Raw genomic sequence first — 16,692 nt, forward strand, 5'->3', positions numbered from 1 at the left:
TCTCCCCAGCTGATGCCGGGGAGACCTAGCGAAAGCGCGTTAAGATTTATAGGTCGTTCAGGCGGCCGCCTTCATCGACGCGGGCTTGTAGAAGGTCGAACCGCTCGCCGCCATGTCGCGCAGCTGTTGCGTGGGGGCAAAGCGCGGGCCGTGCGCCGCCGCCAGCCGATCAAGTGTCGCGACGACATTGGCGATGCCGACCGTGTCCATATGGCTGAACGGCCCGCCGGTATAGGGCGCAAAGCCCCAGCCGAAGATCGCGCCGATGTCGCCATCCTCTGGCGTTTCCAGCACGCCTTCCTCGAAGCAGCGGGCGCATTCGATGAGCTGGCGATAGAGGAGGCGTTCCTTGACCGCCTCCACGTCGGGCTGCTCGGCCGCGCGCGGGAACATCTCGCCAAGCGCGGGCGAAAGGTGCTTTTTCGCGCCTTCGGGATAATCATACCAGCCCTTGCCATTCTTGCGGCCCAGCCGTCCGGCATCGGTCATCTTGACCATGATGTCGTCGGATCCCTGGCGGACATAGGCATCGCCCAGTTCCTTCTTCGCCGCGGTCATGATCTTGACGCCCAGTTCGATAGACACTTCGTCGCTAACCGCCAGAGGCCCGGTCGGCATGCCAAGCTGCTTGCCGGCATTTTCGATGAGCGCAGGATTGACGCCTTCGCCGACCAGTTCCGCGCCTTCCTGCACATAGGTGCCAAAGCTGCGCGAGGTATAGAAACCGCGGCTGTCATGCACGACGATCGGGGTCTTCTTGATCTGCGCCACGAAATCGAGCGCCTTGGCGATGGCGGCCGGGCCGGTCTTTTCGCCCAGGATGATTTCGACCAGCGGCATCTTTTCAACCGGTGAGAAGAAATGGACGCCGATGAAATTTTCCGGCTTGGACCAGGCGTTTGCCAGCCTGGTGATCGGCAGGGTGGAGGTGTTGGAGCCGAAGATAGTGTCGGCGCCCAGCACTTCCTCTACCTTCTTTGTGACTTCGGCCTTGATGCCGACATCCTCGAACACGGCTTCGATCACGAAGTCCGCGCCGGCGAGGTCAGCATAATCGGTGGTGGGGGTCACGCGGGCCAGCGTCTCGGTCATCTTCTCGGGCGTCATGCCGCGGCCCAGGCGCTTCTTGAGCACCGCCTCGACATGCGCCTTGCCCTTTTCGGCATAGGCCTGGTCGCGATCGAACAGCACGACGTCCATGCCCGCCTGCGCGGCCACGGTGGCGATGCCAGCGCCCATCATGCCCGCGCCCAGCATGGCGAGTTTCTTCGTCGGCGCCTTGGCCTCATCCTTGGGACGACGCGCACCGCGTTCGGCCGCCTGCTTGTTCACGAAGAGAGTGCGGATCATGTTGCTCGCCTGCGGGTCGGCGGCGACCTTGGCGAAATATTTGCTCTCGATCGCGATCGCCCGGTCCATCGGCAGGGTGATGCCTTCATAGACGGCCGACAGCAGCGCGATCGGCGCGTTCATGTTGCGCTGCGTCTGCTTCAATGTCATCGGCACTGCGCCGGCCATGGTCTGGACGAAGGCGGGGTTGAAACCACCCGCACCGCCCGGCACCTTGAAGCCCTTGACGTCCCAGGGCTGGGTATGGGCGTTGGGGTTCGCCTTCACCCATTCGCGCGCCGCGTCGAGCGCGGTGCCCTGCGGCACGACCTGATCGACGACCTTCATCATCGCCGCGTCGGCCGGGCGGAACATTTTGCCCTGAAGCATGTACATCAGTGAGGCCTGCACGCCCATGATGCGCGGCAGGCGCTGCGACCCGCCACCGCCGGGGAAGAGGCCGATCAGGATTTCCGGCAGGCCCAGTTGCGTCTTGGGACTGTCGCCCACGAAGCGGCGATGACAGGCGAGCGCGAGTTCGAACCCGCCGCCAACGCATGTGCCCTCTATCGAGCAGGCGATGGGCTTGCCACTGGTTTCCAGGCGCCGAAACAGCTGGTTCAGCACGAACACCTTGTCGAAAATATCGGCCGGGGCAGGGCGCTGACCCTCGCCACTTACCAGCATCGACCCGAAATATTTGAGGTCCATGCCGGCCATGAAGCCGCTGTCCTTGCCGGACGCGATGACCGCGCCCTTGATGCTTTCTTCGGACGCGATGCGCGTGATCGCGGCGTCGAGGTCGGCCAGGAAATCGGGGCCGATGACGTTCATCGACTGGCCGGGCACGTCGATGATCAATGTGGCGATGCCGTCGGCGTCGGTGGTGAAATTGATGGTCTGCATAGTGGTGCTACCTCTCAAATCCGTTCGCCCTGAGCTTGTCGAAGGGCTGCACTGTCTGTTGATGAAGGACAGGGCTTTGACAGGCTCAGCGCGAACGGTATTTTGTTCTTAGATACGCTCGATGATAATGCCGGTGCCCATTCCTGCGCCCACGCACAGGTTGACGAGCGCGGTGCCCTTGCCGGAGCGCTCCAGTTCGTCGAGCGCGGTGCCCAGCACCATTGCGCCCGTTGCTCCCAGCGGATGGCCCATGGCGATCGCGCCGCCATTCACATTGATCCTGGAATGATCGAGGTCCATCGCCTGCATGTAGCGCAGCACAACCGATGCGAAGGCTTCATTGAGTTCCCACAGGTCGATGTCGTCCTTGGTCATCCCGGCACGCGCAAGCAGCTTGCCAGCGACAAATTCCGGCCCGGTCAGCATGATCAGCGGTTCCGACCCGATCGAGGCCATGGCCTTGATCCGGGCGCGAGGCGTCAGCCCGTATTTGTCGCCCATTTCCTTGCTGCCGACCAGAACGGCCGCCGCGCCATCGACAATGCCGCTGCTGTTGCCGGCATGATGGACATGATTGACCTTTTCCAGTTCGGGATAGCGCAGCAGCGCGACCGTATCGAAGCCGGGCATCTCCTCGCCCAAGGCGGCGAAACTGGGCTTCAGGCTGCCCAGCGACTGCATCGTGGCGTCGGGACGCATATGTTCGTCATGGTCAAGCACGACCTGGCCGATCACGTCCTTCACAGGAAGGATCGACTTCTTGAAGCGGCCTTCGTCCCAAGCCTGCTTCGCGCGCTTCTGGCTTTCCACCGCGTAGGCGTCCGCATCGTCCCGGCTGATCCCGAACTTGGTGGCGATCACGTCTGCGCCAATGCCTTGCGGCGCGAAATAGGTTTTGTAGGCGACCGCCGGGTCCATCGCCCAAGCGCCGCCGTCCGACGCCATCGGCACGCGGCTCATCGATTCGACGCCGCCGCCGATCGCGAACATGGCTTCACCCGAAAAGACCTTGGCCGCAGCCATGTTGACCGCTTCAAGGCCAGACGCGCAGAAGCGATTGATCTGAACGCCCGGTACGGTCTGGGCGTAATCGGCGTTGAGCGCTGCAACGCGCGCGATGTCTGCGCCCTGTTCGCCCACGGGGCTGACGCAGCCCAATATGACGTCATCGACATCGGCCGTGTCGATCTGGTTGCGATCGCGCACAGCCTCCAGCACCTGCGTCGCCAGCTGAATGGGTGTGATTTCATGCAGCGAGCCGTCAGCCTTGCCCCGGCCCCGGGGCGTGCGGACGGCATCGTAAATATAGGCTTCCATTGTCATTCCCTCTCCATGGGGGTCCTCTCGGCGTCGCACTGGACGAACGAAATCTGGACCTGAATGTATTTACGTTTACGTAAAGTGCAAGTGTCTATTGCCAGTGGCTTCGTCCCTCCGCCATGCCGTAACGGCAGGATGCGCAACGGGGGATAGGCGACGAAAATGACTCCTTTGGGGGCGCGTTTGAACCCCTGAGGCCAAAGAATCGTCAGCGTGGGCGTGCGGAAACCGGATGTGTGCCGGCTCGTTATCCGACCCGTGGACGAGGAGGCCAAGGAATGCCGGGTTTGACGCCACCAACGGATTACGCTTCATGACGTCTGTGCCCGATCAAGCCTCCGCCAGCCCCGCATCGCCCTTTTCCATCCCGGTATTTCGGGCGATCTGGTTTGCCAGTCTTGCGTCCAATTTCGGCGGGCTGATCCAGTCTGTCGGCGCGGCATGGATGATGACATCCCTTTCCGCGTCGCCCTTGCTGATCGCGCTGGTGCCCGCCGCGACGACCCTGCCGATCATGCTTTTGTCGCTGTGGGCGGGGGCTGTCGCCGACAATCTGGAGCGGCGCAAGGTGATGATCGCCTGCCAGGCGTTCATGCTGCTGGTGTCGGCGCTGCTTGCCGCGACTGCATGGGCAGGCTGGATGACGCCCTGGCTGCTGCTGGGGTTCACCTTCCTTCTGGGCTGCGCCACCGCGATCAACGGGCCTGCCTGGCAGGCGTCTGTCGGAGACATGGTGCCACGCGCCATCCTGCCCAGCGCGGTGGCGATGAACAGCATGGGTTTCAACCTGGCGCGCAGCGTCGGGCCCGCGCTGGGCGGCGTGATCGTCGCAGCGGCGGGGGCGGCGGCCGCTTTTGTCACCAATGCGGTCAGCTATCTGGGTCTGCTGGTGGTGTTGGCACGCTGGCGGCCCGAACTGCCGCCGAAACTGCTGCCGCGCGAAAGGCTGGGCGTCGCGATGCTGGCCGGGCTCGGCTATGTCGCCATGTCGCCCAAGATCAAGCTGGTGCTGCTGCGTGCGGGCATATTCGGCCTTGGCGCCGCGGCGGTTTCCGCATTGATGCCGCTGGTCGCGCGCGACCTGCTGGGCGGTGGCGCCCTGACTTTCGGCGTGACCAGCGGTGCATTCGGATTTGGCGCTGTGCTGGGTGCGTTGTCCAGCCGCCGTTTGCGCACCCGCTATTCGGTCGAGGCCATCGTTCGGTCGGCCGCGCTCGCGCTCGCGATCGGGACGGCGCTGACCGGCGCCAGCACGTGGCTGTGGGTGGCCCTTCCCGGCTACATGCTGGCAGGCGCGGGCTGGGTACTGGCGCTATCGACGTTCAACGTGTCGGTACAGATGTCCGCGCCGCGCTGGGTCGTCGCGCGCGCGGTCGCCCTGTATCAGATGGTCGCGTTCGGCGGCATGGCGGGCGGGGCCTGGCTCTTTGGATGGGTGGCCGAACAGGATGGCGTGGTCACGGCCCTTTATACCGCGGCAGCGGTCCAGTTCGTCGCGGCCCTGCTGGGTCTGTGGCGGCCGCTGCCACAGATTGGCGACGACAATCTCGATCCGCGCGGCGACTGGCAGGAGCCGGACACGGCCGTACCGGTAGAACCACGCAGCGGACCCATCGTCGTCACGATCGAATATCGCATTCCGGCGGGGTCCATCGTGCCCTTCCTGGCCGCGATGAGCGAGCGGCGGCGGATTCGCAGGCGCGATGGCGCGCATGGCTGGCAATTGTTGCGCGACCTGGGCGAGAGCGATTTGTGGGTCGAACGCTATCATGTGTCGACATGGCTGGATTATGTCCGTCACAATCAGCGGCGCACCGTGGCGGATATTGCCAATAGCGATGCCATTCATGCCCTGCACGACCGGCCGGAACCCCCGGTCGTGCATCGCCGGCTGGAGCGGCAGACGGGATCCTTGCCGCTCAGCCGATCGCCCGACGCGCGGGAAATGGGGGAAGGCTGGATCGATCCGACGCGATCGAGCTGATCAGCCTGCCGTGGCCAGATCATCCGGCGTGTCGATGTCGCGCAGAATGCCGGCGGGCGCTTCGATCTGCAATCCATGGCTCAGCAGCGCGCGTGCGCCCTGATCACCGCGCAGAGCCAGCAATTCGGGGAAATGCTTGCGCCCGATGAAGGCCGGGGGTGAGGAGGAAAAGCCGTCCGTCGATGCCACGACGGACCGTATGTCCTCGGCCGCAAGGCAGATATGGTTATAGTGGGTCTGCGGCACGTCGGGCATGTCGGCCAGGCAAATGAGAATGCCGCGCACGTCCCGGTTGGGCAGGACATGCCGCACCGCGCGCACGATGCTGCCCGACATGCCGTCCTGTGGCCGGTCGTTGACGATGATGCTGTAGCCGCGCCGGTCGAGCTTGCGATGGAGGACCGGGGCGTCATCAATCGGCCGCGTCACCGCGACCAGTTCGGCAAAGGCCATGGAGGCGACGGTTTCCAGCACGTGGGCCGCCATGGGCTTGCCGCGCAGGGTGGCCATCAGCTTGTCCTCCTCGCCAAAGCGGGAGGATGTACCGGCGGCAAGCAGGACGGCGGCGATATGTTCAGTGCGCATAGGAAGAAGCGAATGTCATGTTTATGAGGCGATCCCGATTGCTTCGCGATGTGCCACCGGGGCGATGCTGTGTCCAGCATGGCGGAAAGGACTGGTCACGGCCCCCCCCAGTCGCCATATGCGGGGCCGATCAGGAAAGGAGCGGCGAGGGCCCATGGCGTGTGACATTGATGCGGAAACCATTGGCGTCGGCAAGGAACCGGTGCCCGCGGACGTCAGCGAGGCCATCCGCACGTTGATCCGCTGGGCCGGCGATACGCCCGAACGGGAAGGCTTGCTGGAGACGCCCGAGCGGGTGGCGCGGGCCTGGCGGGAATATTGCCGCGGCTATGACGACGATCCGGCCTATCATCTTTCACGCATCTTCCATGAAGTGGGCGGCTATGACGACATCGTCCTGCTGAAGGATATTCCGTTCCAGTCGCATTGCGAACATCATATGGCGCCGATCGTGGGCAAGGCGCATATCGCCTATCTGCCTGGCGACTATGTCGTGGGTATCTCGAAACTGGCGCGGGTGCTCCATGCCTATGCCAACCGGTTGCAGGTGCAGGAAAGGCTGACGTCCGAAGTCGCCAACTGCATCCAGGAGCATCTGAAACCCCAAGGCGTCGCCGTCGTTATCGAGGCGACCCATGGCTGCATGACCGGCCGGGGCGTGCGTACGCCCAACGTCATCATGAAGACCAGCCGCATGCTGGGCGTGTTCCGCGATGATGAAAAATCGCGCGAGGAAGTGCTGAAGCTCATCAGCGCATGATCGAGCCGCAAGAGACGGGATATCGTCCGCTGGGGCGTGCGCGGGCTGATGCAGAGCCGGTGGGCAAGCCCCTGGCCGCCAAGCGGCTCGCGCTGGTGACGGGCGGGCACCGGCGGCTGGGCGGCATTATTTCCGCCGCTTTGGCGCGCGCCGGCCATTCGCTGGCCATCCATGGCAGTCATGACACGCGGCTCGATTCCCACCTGGCGCTGGCGCTGGAGGAGGAAGGGACGGAATGGGATGGTTTCGTCGTCGATTTCGCTGACCCCGAGGGCGCTGAGGAACTGGTGGCGAAGGTCGCCGAGCGCTTCGGACGACCGCCCGACATTTTGGTGAACAGCGCGGCGATGTTCGGGCAGGATCGGCTGGACACGGTGACGGCCGATGATCTGATGCGCCATTATGCGGTCAATTGCGCGGCGCCCGTCATGCTGACCAAGGCGTTCGCGACCGTGCCGGCCGGCGCGGTCGACCGGTGCATCATCAATATCCTCGACCAGCGGATCGACCATCCCCATGGAGATCAACTGGCCTACACGCTTTCAAAACTGGCGCTTGCCGGTCTCACCCGGACGAGTGCCGCCAGCCTGGCGCCCAAAGTGCGCGTCAACGCGGTCGCGCCGGGCCTCACCATCGCGACGCCCGATTATGACGCAGCGCAAATGGAGCGACTGGGCGAGATGATGCCGCTCGCGCGCCTGCCGCAGGCGGAAGAGATTGCGCAGGCCGTCCTTTATCTGACGGACGCGAGCGCCGTCACCGGTCAGACGCTCTACGTCGATGGCGGTGCGCACCTCAAAAGCTATGAGCGCGATTTCATGCATCTGTGCCGATGACATTGGCACAATTGCAAGGGCAGGAGGGCTGGCGATCCACCGAGCATCGCCATAAAGCGGTCCTCAATGGACATAAGGGAGATGGCGATGACCTATGAAACGATCCTGGTCGAACAGCGCGACGCGGTAACGTTGATCACGCTTAACCGGCCGCAGGCGCTCAACGCGCTCAACAGCCGGGTGCTCGCTGATCTGAGCGCGGCGTTCGGCGCCTATGATGGCGATCCGACGCAGCGCTGCGCGGTGCTGACGGGCAGCGGGGAAAAGGCTTTCGCCGCCGGCGCCGACATCAAGGAAATGGTGTACAAGGACGCGGCCGACTTCTTCCTGGAGGATTTCTTTTCCGGCTGGCAGACCGGCGTGGTTGCTACCCGCAAGCCGTGGATCGCGGCGGTCAATGGCTTTGCGCTGGGCGGCGGGTGCGAACTGGCGATGATGGCGGACTATATCATTGCGGCCGACACGGCGAAGTTCGGCCAGCCCGAAATCAAGCTGGGCGTGGCGCCCGGCATGGGCGGATCGCAGCGGCTGACCCGCGCGGTCGGCAAGGCAAAGGCGATGGACATGTGCCTCACTGGCCGCATGATGGGTGCGGAAGAGGCCGAGCGTGCTGGCCTCGTCAGCCGGATCGTGCCGGCCGCGGCGTTGCTGGACGAAGCGCTCAAGGACGCTGCGCTGATCGCCTCCATGCCGCCCATGGCCGCGATGGTGAACAAGGAAATGGTCAATATCGCGTTCGAAACCGGGCTGGCGCAGGGCCTGCTTACCGAACGCCGCCTGTTTCAGATACTCACCGCGACCGAGGACAAGAAGGAAGGCATGACCGCCTTTGTCGAAAAGCGCGCGGGCGTCTGGAAGGGGCGCTGATGCGCTTTTGTTGCCATATTGCAACAACAGGGAGATTGTTGACGGACAGATAGCGGCTTGGCGCACCAACCTCGTTTCAACAGACAACTGAAACGACTGGTGGGTGCGTCCAGACCTGGCCAGCGACCAATGGAGAGGGGGTGCGGATCGCCGCGCCACCTGATCGGCTCGCATTAGCCAGGGGAGCCTTTTCATGTCCGTCCGTTTGCCCATTCGTCTTTCCGCGCGCGCCGCCCTGCTGCTGGCGAGCGCCGCTGGTGCCCTGAGCACGGCCCAGGCGCAGGAGCCGGCCGCTGGCGACGAAGATCTGATCACCGTAACGGGCCGCCGCGTCTCGCAGGCGTCGGAGGCGATCGGCGAGGACAAGATCAGCAACGTCGTCGCGGTCACACGCGAGGCGCTGCTGTCCGCGCCGTCGGGCATTTCGGGTCTCAAGATGCTGGAGCAACTGCCCGGCTTCAATGTGCAGACTGACGGCGCGCTGGGGCTGTATGAGTTTGGCAACAGCGTCCAGACCCGCGCCTTCAACCTCGACCAGATCGGGTTCGTGGTTGATGGCATCCCGACCGGTCGCAGCGACGCCTTTGGCGGCAGCCCGGTGTTCCGCTATGTCGACAATGAAAATCTGGGTGTGGTGGAAGCGGCCGTGGGCGCAGGCGATGTGTCCTTGCCCAGCTATTCGACGCTGGGGCCAGTGGTGCAGTATAACAGCATCGCGCCGCAGGAGGAGATGGGCCTGTTCGTGTCGCAGAGCTTTGGCGATTTTGACATGAAGCGCACCTTCATCCGCGCGAGCACGGGACGCGTCGGCCCGTTCAAGGCCTATGTCAGCCGCACCAAGCTGGACACCGACCTGTGGCGCGGGCCAGGATCGGTCGATCGCGAACATTGGGAAGGGCAGATCCACGCCGACCTGGGCGGCGACAGCTGGGCGCGGTTCAAATTCGTGTCGAACGACTTTTTCGATTATGATTCGCCAACGCTCACCCGCGCGCAATATAATTGCACGGTCAAAAGCCTGACGGGCGCATGCGGGCGCGATTATGCCTATATTGAAAATGTCCCCAACACGACGCCGGGCTTCGAACCGACCGTTCCGGGCGTCTATTATTCCAACAGCAATTATGCGCAGGTCTACAACCTTGCCATCAACGTGCGAAAGGACAAGCTGTACGGCGCGACCTTCCATGCCGGGATCGCGGATGGCGTCTGGGCCGAATCCACCCTCTATTGGGAGGACAAGAGCGGTTATGGTGTTTCGCCCGATACCTATGCCAATTCCCTGACGCGCTATACCGGGCAGGTCGCGGTCGGCCTGCCCGTCACGGCGCCCAAAGGCGTGGAGTTCGGTCGATCTGGCGTGGGCGGCGACCGCTATGGCATCACCACAAAGCTGCACTGGGAGATGGGCGTCAATACGGTCGAAACCGGCATGTGGGCGGAAGTCGATAAATATCATCGCACGCAGGCGCGCTATAACACCGTCGATGGCGCGCCCGATGGCGCGCCGCTGCTGGATGAACTCGTCTATCTGCGCCGCGATTATCGCTCGAAGCGCGACACGCTCCAGATTTTCCTGAAGGACACGGTCAAGCTTGCCGATGAGCAACTGGTGCTCGATCTCGGCTTCAAGGGCCTGATGATGGATTACCGCTATACCGGCTATCGCGATTTCGACGACTATTATCGGACGGTCGGCGGCGTTCCGGTGCCGGGCTATGGCCCCAGCGTCAATCGCGCCCAATATCGCGACATGTTCCTGCCGATGGCGGGCCTGCTCTACAAGATTGACGGCCGAACCCAGGTCTTTGCGTCCTATGCCGAAAATATGGCGCTGCCCAAGGGGATGGACGATATTTATTCCGTCATCCGCGCCGGCGGCGCGCTGGTGCCGCAGCCCGCGCCCGAACGATCGACCAATATGGAAGTTGGCATCCGCACCAACCAGGGCCAGCTCTACGCAAGCCTTGCGGGCTATTACACCAAGTTCAAGAACCGCATTCAGTCGATCACCTCCATCCTTCCGGGCAGCGGCGGGGCGGCGACGGAAACATTCTTCCAGAATGTCGGCCGGGTGCGCGCCTATGGCGTGGAATTCAGCGGTACGTACAAGCCCGCCTTCCTGGATGGGCTGGCCTATGGCAATCTCAACGTCACCTACAACAACGCCAAGTTCAAGGATGACATTCCCGCCGCCACGCCGATCGAGATTGCGGGCAAATATATTCCCGACAGCGCGAAATGGATCGTCGGCGGCGGCATTACCATCGAACCGGCAAGCTGGTTGGTGGCCAATATTTCGGGCAAATATACGTCGAAACGCTGGTCGACCTTCACCAATGCCGCAGGGTCCAGCGTGCCGGGCTTCACCGTGTTCAGCGCCTATGTCGATATTGGCGATGGCTGGACCTTCGGCCCGATCAAGAGCGTGAAGGCGCGGTTCAACATCGACAATCTGTTCGACAAGGATACGCTGTCCTATATTTCCTCGTCCGTGACGGGCGACGGTTTCTTCCGCCCGCTGAGCCCGCGCACCTTCCAGTTCACGCTGACGGGGGAAATCTGATGCGCGCGATGATGATGATGGGGGCGGCGCTCGTTGCGTTGCTCCCGACAGCCGCGATGGCGCAAAGGCCGGCGGTGCCGAAGCAGACCTATCAGCTGCATCAAAAGCTGCTGACGCTCGATAGCCATCTCGACACGCCTGCCTCGCTCGACCTGCCCGGCTGGTCGATCGAGGAAGAGCATGACGTGCTGCATGATTTCACCCAGGTCGACCTGCCGCGCATGAAGAAGGGCGGACTGGATGGCGGCTTCTGGGCGATTTACACGAGCCAGGGACCGCTGACGTTCGAAGGGTTCCGCAAGGCGCGCGACTTTGCGATCCTGCGCGGCCTGTCGATCCGCAATATGGTCGCCGCCGATCCCGACAATTTCGCGCTGGCGCTTGAAGCCAAGGACGCCGCGCCGATCGCCGCAAAGGGCAAGCGCGTCGTCTATATGTCCATCGAAAACGCCTATCCGCTGGGCGAGGACGTGTCGTTGCTCGACACATTTTACGCGATGGGCGTCCGCGTGGTGGGCTTTGCCCATTTCGCGCATAACCAGTTCGCCGACAGTTCGACCGACCCGTCGGGCAAGCCGCGCTTTGGCGGGCTGTCGCCGCTGGGCAAGGAACTGCTCAAGGAGATGAACCGGCTGGGCGTCGTGCCCGACGCCTCGCACAGCAGCGACCAGGTGCTGGACGACCTGCTGGCGCTGTCAACGACCCCGGTGTTGCTCACCCATTCGGGCTGCAAGGCGGTCTTTGATCATCCGCGCAATGTTGACGACGCGCATTTGAAGGCGCTGGCGGCAAAGGGCGGGGTCATCCAGATGAACGCCTATGGAAGCTATCTGAAAGCGTCCAAACCCAACCCGGAGCGGCAGAAGGCGATGAGCGCGCTGTTCGCGTCATTGCGCGAGGGCGGGAAGATAACGGCAGAGAAGCGCGCAGATCTGCTGGCTAAGCGGCGGGAGATCGACCGGCTCTACCCGGAGACCGACCGGGCGACCTTTGACGATTTCATGACGCATATGCTTCATGCATTGGAGGTGGTGGGACCAGACCATGTCGGGATCGGCGCGGACTGGGATGGCGGCGGCGGCGTCGTCGGCATGGAGGATGTGGTCGACCTGCCCAAGATCACCGCCGCCCTGCTCAAGGCCGGTTACAGCGAGGCGGACGTCCAGAAAATTTGGTCAGGCAATGTCCTGCGCGTGCTGGCGGCGGCGGAGGCCGGGAAAGCCCCATAGGTGCGTGTTCGCGCCTATTTTCCCTCCAGCATCTCGATCATCAGGGAGAAGTCGCGCGCGGCCTCTCCCTGGTTCGCGAGCATCTGATAGAGCGCCTCGGCCGCATTGCCCATCGGCACCGATGCGCCGACCGACGCGGCCGCCGCGCTCGCCAGCTTGAGGTCTTTCAGCATCAGGCCCACGGCAAAGCCACCTTGATAGCCATTGTCGGCGGGTGTTTGCGGGCCGACGCCTGGCACTGGGCAATAGCTGGTCATTGACCAGCTCTGACCCGACGACACGCTGCTGATGTCGTAGAAGGTCTGCGGGTCGAGCCCCAGCTTCCGCGCCATGGCAAAGGTTTCGCAGGTCGCCACCATGGTCGCGCCCAGCAGCATGTTGTTGCAGATTTTGGCCGCCTGCCCATTGCCTGCGCCGCCCGCGTGGATCACCGCCTTGCCCATGGCGGACAGGATCGGCCTGGCGCTGTCGAAGGCCGCATCCGTGCCGCCCACCATGAAGGTGAGCGTGCCGCCATTGGCCGCGGCAATGCCGCCCGAAACCGGCGCGTCCACCATGGCGAACCCGGCGGCGACGGCCGCTTCGCTGACGCGCCGCGCGGTGGCGACGTCGATGGTGGAGCAGTCGAGGAACAGCGCGCCGGGCGTGGCTGCGCCGAATATCTCGCCGGTATAGACCGCCTCGACATGGGTTCCGGCCGGCAGCATGGTGACGACGGCGTCGGCCCCCGTTGCGGCGTCGGCAGCGCTGGCCGCGCGCACCGCGCCATGGCCCTCGGCCCTCGCCAGCGCCTCGTCCGACAGGTCGAAGGCGCGGACGGCATAGCCGTTTTTCAGCAGGTTGGCGGCCATGCCACCGCCCATATTGCCAAGGCCGATGAAGGCGATCGTCTGGGTCATGTCGGCATCCTCTTTGCGGTTATGGCTCTCTATGGTCTTGGGGTTAGGCGTCGGCGTAGTCGGGCAGGGGCGTCCAGCCCTTGTCGGCCGGCAGCGGTTCGAAGATCGCGTCGATCATCGCTTCGCTCACCTCTTCCAACGTGGCCGGGTTCCAGCGCGGCGCATTGTCCTTGTCGACGATCACCGCCCGCACGCCCTCGACGAAATCGGGGCGGCGGATGACGGCGCAGGCGATGCCATATTCCATCGCCATATTGTCGGCGAAGCTGGACTTGGCCGCGCCTTCGACCAATTGGCGCAGCGCGACCTTGATCGTCTGGGGTGATTTGGTGCGCAGGGTCGACAGCTGCTTTTGCGCCCATTCGCCCCCGTCGGCTTCCAGCGCCGCGACGATCTCCTCGGCGGTGTCGGACGCGAACATCCGGTCGATGTCGGTGCGCGACGCGGCGAGCTTTGACGCGGGCGGCTGGGCGCTGGCGGCGTCGAGCACGAGCGTCAGGTCCCATGGGTTGGTCAGGATGCGCGCCTTGACCGCGTCCAATGCTTCGGACGGCATATAATGGGTGGCGATGCCGATAGCGGCGCAATCGGCGCCATCGATCCGCGCCCCGGTCGCGGCGAGCCAGGCGCCGACGCGCCCCGGAAGCCGCGGCAGATACCAGCCGCCACCCACATCAGGGAACAGGCCGATGCCGGTTTCGGGCATGGCGAAGGTGGTGCGTTCGGTCGCCACGCGGTAGCGCGCGGGCAGGGACAGGCCGACGCCCCCGCCCATGACGATGCCGTCCATGAAGGCGACGATCGGCTTTTCATAGACGAACAGCAGATGGTTCATCCGATATTCGATGCTGAAGAAGCGTTCGGCCTCCACGCAATCCGTCTTTGCGCTGTTGGCGATGAGGGCGATGTCGCCCCCGGCGCAGAAGCCGCGCGACAATTTGGGGTCGCCATCGGGCGCGGGCAGATGGTCGATCATGACCGCGACTACGCTGTCGTCCTTCGCCCAGCCGAGCAGCGCGTCGATGATGGCGACGCACATCTCAGGCGTCAGCGCGTGGATCGCCCTGGGCCGGTTGAGCCGGATGCGGCCGACGCCATTTTCGATGAAGGTTAGCACTGGGTCCGTCATGTCCATCTCCCGCTGGTGGGTGGGCGCAGCCATCATCCCTGCCGCAGCATGTCGCGCGCGACGATCATGCGCATGACCTGGTTGGTGCCCTCCAGGATCGAATGGACCCGTAAATCGCGCCAGAAGCGTTCGACCGGATAGTCCATCAGATAGCCATAGCCGCCATGCAGCTGGAGCGCGCGGTCAACGACCGACGACCCCGTGTCCGTCGCCAGCCGTTTGGCCATGGCGGCAAAGCGCGTCTTGTCGGGCGCATTTTCCGTCACCTTGACGGCGGCCGCGTAGAGCAGGGTGCGCGCGGCCTCCAACTCGGTCAGCATGTCCGCCAGCATGAATTGCGTATTCTGGAAATCGGCGATCGCCTGGCCGAACTGCTTGCGCTCCTTGGTGTAGCGCACGGCCTCGTCGATGCAGCGCTGCGCCCCGCCCAGCGAGCAGGCGCCGATATTGAGCCGCCCGCCATCCAGCCCCATCATGGCGATGCGGAAACCTTCACCCTCCGCCCCGACGAGATTGTCGACCGGTACGCGCACACCATCGAAATTGACCTGCGCGGTGGGCTGCGAATGCCAGCCAAGCTTGCGTTCCTGCGCGCCGAAGCTGATGCCGTCCATGTCCTTTTCGATGACGAGGCAGCTGATCCCCTTGGGGCCATCCTCACCCGTCCGCACCATGACGACATAGATTTCATTCTCGCCGCCGCCCGAAATGAACTGCTTGGACCCGGTGACGACATAATGATCGCCTTCGCGCACGGCCTGCGTCTTGAGCGCGGCGGCATCCGACCCCGATCCCGCTTCGGTCAGGCAATAGCTGCCAATGCGGTCCATCGGGATCATGGAGGGCAGATATTTGTCCTTGAGCGCCTGGCTGCCGAACCGATCGATCATCCATGCAGCCATGTTGTGGATCGATATGAAGGCGCTGGTTGACGGGCAGCCATAGGCCATGGCTTCCATGATCAGCGCGGCTTCCAGCCGGCCAAGGCCGATGCCGCCCGACGCTTCCGACACATAGATGCCGCCAAAGCCGAGTTCGGCGGCGGACTTGATCGTGTCGCGGGGAAAGATGTGCTTTTCGTCCCATTCGCCGGCGAATGGCGTGATGGCGTCAGCCGTAAAGCGCTGCGCCATGTCCTGGATCGCGCGCTGGTCTTCGGTCAGATCGAATTGGGTCATGCTCTCCTAGCTCCGCGCCTGTTCCGTCATGTCGGTCTGCGCGCCATGATCTTCGTCTTCCTCGCTTCTAGCAATGCCGCATCCTTGCCAGCAATGGGGAAGTTGTGCATCAATATGCTGCAAATTTGCAGGGGCGAAAATGTTCGACTGGGATGATCTGCGGGTGTTTCTGGCGGTTGCGCGCGCACGAAAGATCGCCCCTGCCGCCCGCGCGCTTGGTATCGACGCGACGACCATCGCGCGCCGTCTGTCGCGACTGGAAAAGGCGCTGGGGGCCGACCTGTTCGAAATGGGCAGGGGCGAGCGCGCCCTGACCACCAGCGGGCTGACGCTGCTGCGCCATGCCGAAGGGGCCGAAAGTGCCGCGCTGGCAGCCATGGAGGAGGTGAAGGGGCAGGAGCATCGCTTGAGCGGGCAGGTGCGCCTGTCGGTCGCGGAAGGATTCGGGACCTGGGTGCTGGCGCCGGGCATGGGAGCGTTCAACCGGCGTCACCCCGGCATAAGGCTGGACCTGGTGACGGCATCGGGTTTCCTCAATCCGTCCAATCGCGAGGCCGACATGGCGGTCATGTTGGCGCGCCCGCAGCGTGGGCGGCTGACGGTGCGGCGGCTGGGCGACTATCGTCTGCACCTTTATGCCGCGCCCGCCTATCTGGACAGGGCCGGATATCCCATCACATCCGCCGACCTGCGCCATCATGTGCTGATCGGCTACGTGCCCGAATTCATCTTTTCGCCTGAACTGGATTATCTGGACGAGGTGGAAGCGGGGCTGGAGGCGCAGTTGCGCGCGACCAGCATCAACATGCAGCAGCGGATGATCGCGGAAGGGGCGGGCATCGGGGTGCTGCCTGATTTCATCGGCCGGCGCGATCCAGCTTTGACCGCGATCATGACGGATGCGGTGGAAATCACCCGCAGCTTCTGGCTCGTCATGCATGGCGACCTGCGCCACCTGGCGCGGATCGGTGCGGTCGCCGAGTGGTTGCAGGAGCGGGTTGACCTGCTTACCGGGCAGCGCCCGGGCCAATGATCCGCCATCAAAGCCGCGAAAGCTGATCGACGCGGGCGCACGACGCCGCTAAGGGAGTCGCGATGGATAGA

General features: G+C 63.9%; 13 protein-coding genes. 7 read left to right on the forward strand and 6 right to left on the reverse strand.

The window, feature by feature from the left end; translation table 11 throughout:
- Nucleotides 1-57: 57 nt before the first annotated feature.
- Together LL253_RS03615 and LL253_RS03620 are read right to left on the reverse strand one after the other, a co-directional pair.
- Nucleotides 58-2,235 carry a 3-hydroxyacyl-CoA dehydrogenase NAD-binding domain-containing protein gene (locus LL253_RS03615; protein WP_228226243.1) on the reverse strand — a complete coding sequence of 726 codons (2,178 nt, stop codon included), beginning with the start codon at nt 2,233-2,235 and terminating at the stop codon, nt 58-60.
- Between the two features lie 108 nt (nt 2,236-2,343).
- Complete coding sequence (locus tag LL253_RS03620; RefSeq protein WP_228226372.1) at nt 2,344-3,552, reverse strand: acetyl-CoA C-acetyltransferase; 1,209 nt, start codon at nt 3,550-3,552, stop codon at nt 2,344-2,346.
- Nucleotides 3,553-3,868: 316 nt separating this feature from the next.
- On the opposite strand from LL253_RS03620, the gene LL253_RS03625 reads away from it, so the two are divergent.
- Complete coding sequence (locus tag LL253_RS03625) at nt 3,869-5,539, forward strand: MFS transporter (protein WP_228220426.1); 1,671 nt, start codon at nt 3,869-3,871, stop codon at nt 5,537-5,539.
- Here LL253_RS03625 and LL253_RS03630 read toward each other — a convergent pair whose 3' ends face one another.
- Nucleotides 5,540-6,124 carry a nucleotidyltransferase family protein gene (locus tag LL253_RS03630; protein WP_009821277.1) on the reverse strand — a complete coding sequence of 195 codons (585 nt, stop codon included), beginning with the start codon at nt 6,122-6,124 and terminating at the stop codon, nt 5,540-5,542.
- Between the two features lie 154 nt (nt 6,125-6,278).
- Between LL253_RS03630 and folE the strand changes: the two genes are divergently transcribed.
- The 5 genes from folE (at nt 6,279) to LL253_RS03655 (ending at nt 12,382) form a co-directional block, all read left to right on the forward strand.
- Entirely contained in the window at nt 6,279-6,884 is a 606-nt protein-coding gene (folE, locus tag LL253_RS03635; protein WP_228226244.1) for a GTP cyclohydrolase I FolE, read from the forward strand.
- Nucleotides 6,881-7,720: an SDR family oxidoreductase gene (locus LL253_RS03640; protein WP_228226245.1), complete on the forward strand. Its 840-nt coding sequence runs from the start codon at nt 6,881-6,883 to the stop codon at nt 7,718-7,720. The genes folE and LL253_RS03640 overlap by 4 nt, the downstream gene beginning before the upstream one ends.
- An 87-nt stretch (nt 7,721-7,807) precedes the next feature.
- Nucleotides 7,808-8,587, forward strand: coding sequence for an enoyl-CoA hydratase-related protein (locus LL253_RS03645; protein ID WP_228226246.1), 780 nt, complete (start codon nt 7,808-7,810; stop codon nt 8,585-8,587).
- 193 nt (nt 8,588-8,780) lie between these two features.
- Entirely contained in the window at nt 8,781-11,153 is a 2,373-nt protein-coding gene (locus LL253_RS03650; RefSeq protein WP_228226247.1) for a TonB-dependent receptor, read from the forward strand.
- On the forward strand, nt 11,153-12,382 hold the full coding sequence (locus LL253_RS03655) for a dipeptidase (protein WP_228226248.1): 1,230 nt from the start codon (nt 11,153-11,155) through the stop codon (nt 12,380-12,382). The genes LL253_RS03650 and LL253_RS03655 overlap by 1 nt, the downstream gene beginning before the upstream one ends.
- Nucleotides 12,383-12,396: 14 nt before the next feature.
- Here the strand turns inward: LL253_RS03655 and mmsB are convergent, their stop codons facing one another.
- The 3 genes from mmsB to LL253_RS03670 are packed head-to-tail and all read right to left on the reverse strand — an operon-like array spanning nt 12,397 to nt 15,588.
- A complete protein-coding gene (mmsB, locus tag LL253_RS03660; RefSeq protein WP_009821283.1) occupies nt 12,397-13,281 on the reverse strand; it encodes a 3-hydroxyisobutyrate dehydrogenase in 885 nt (294 codons plus the stop codon).
- Nucleotides 13,282-13,324: 43 nt separating this feature from the next.
- The gene (locus tag LL253_RS03665; protein ID WP_228226373.1) at nt 13,325-14,410 is read right to left on the reverse strand and encodes an enoyl-CoA hydratase/isomerase family protein; all 1,086 of its coding nucleotides are present in this window, start codon (nt 14,408-14,410) and stop codon (nt 13,325-13,327) included.
- Between the two features lie 32 nt (nt 14,411-14,442).
- The gene (locus LL253_RS03670; RefSeq protein WP_228226249.1) at nt 14,443-15,588 is read right to left on the reverse strand and encodes an acyl-CoA dehydrogenase family protein; all 1,146 of its coding nucleotides are present in this window, start codon (nt 15,586-15,588) and stop codon (nt 14,443-14,445) included.
- A gap of 139 nt (nt 15,589-15,727) precedes the next feature.
- On the opposite strand from LL253_RS03670, the gene LL253_RS03675 reads away from it, so the two are divergent.
- Entirely contained in the window at nt 15,728-16,621 is an 894-nt protein-coding gene (locus LL253_RS03675) for a LysR family transcriptional regulator (protein ID WP_228226250.1), read from the forward strand.
- The last annotated feature ends 71 nt before the right edge of the window (nt 16,622-16,692 follow it).

Origin of the sequence: Sphingobium soli (assembly GCF_020782245.1) — a bacterium.
Taxonomy (GTDB): domain Bacteria; phylum Pseudomonadota; class Alphaproteobacteria; order Sphingomonadales; family Sphingomonadaceae; genus Sphingobium; species Sphingobium soli.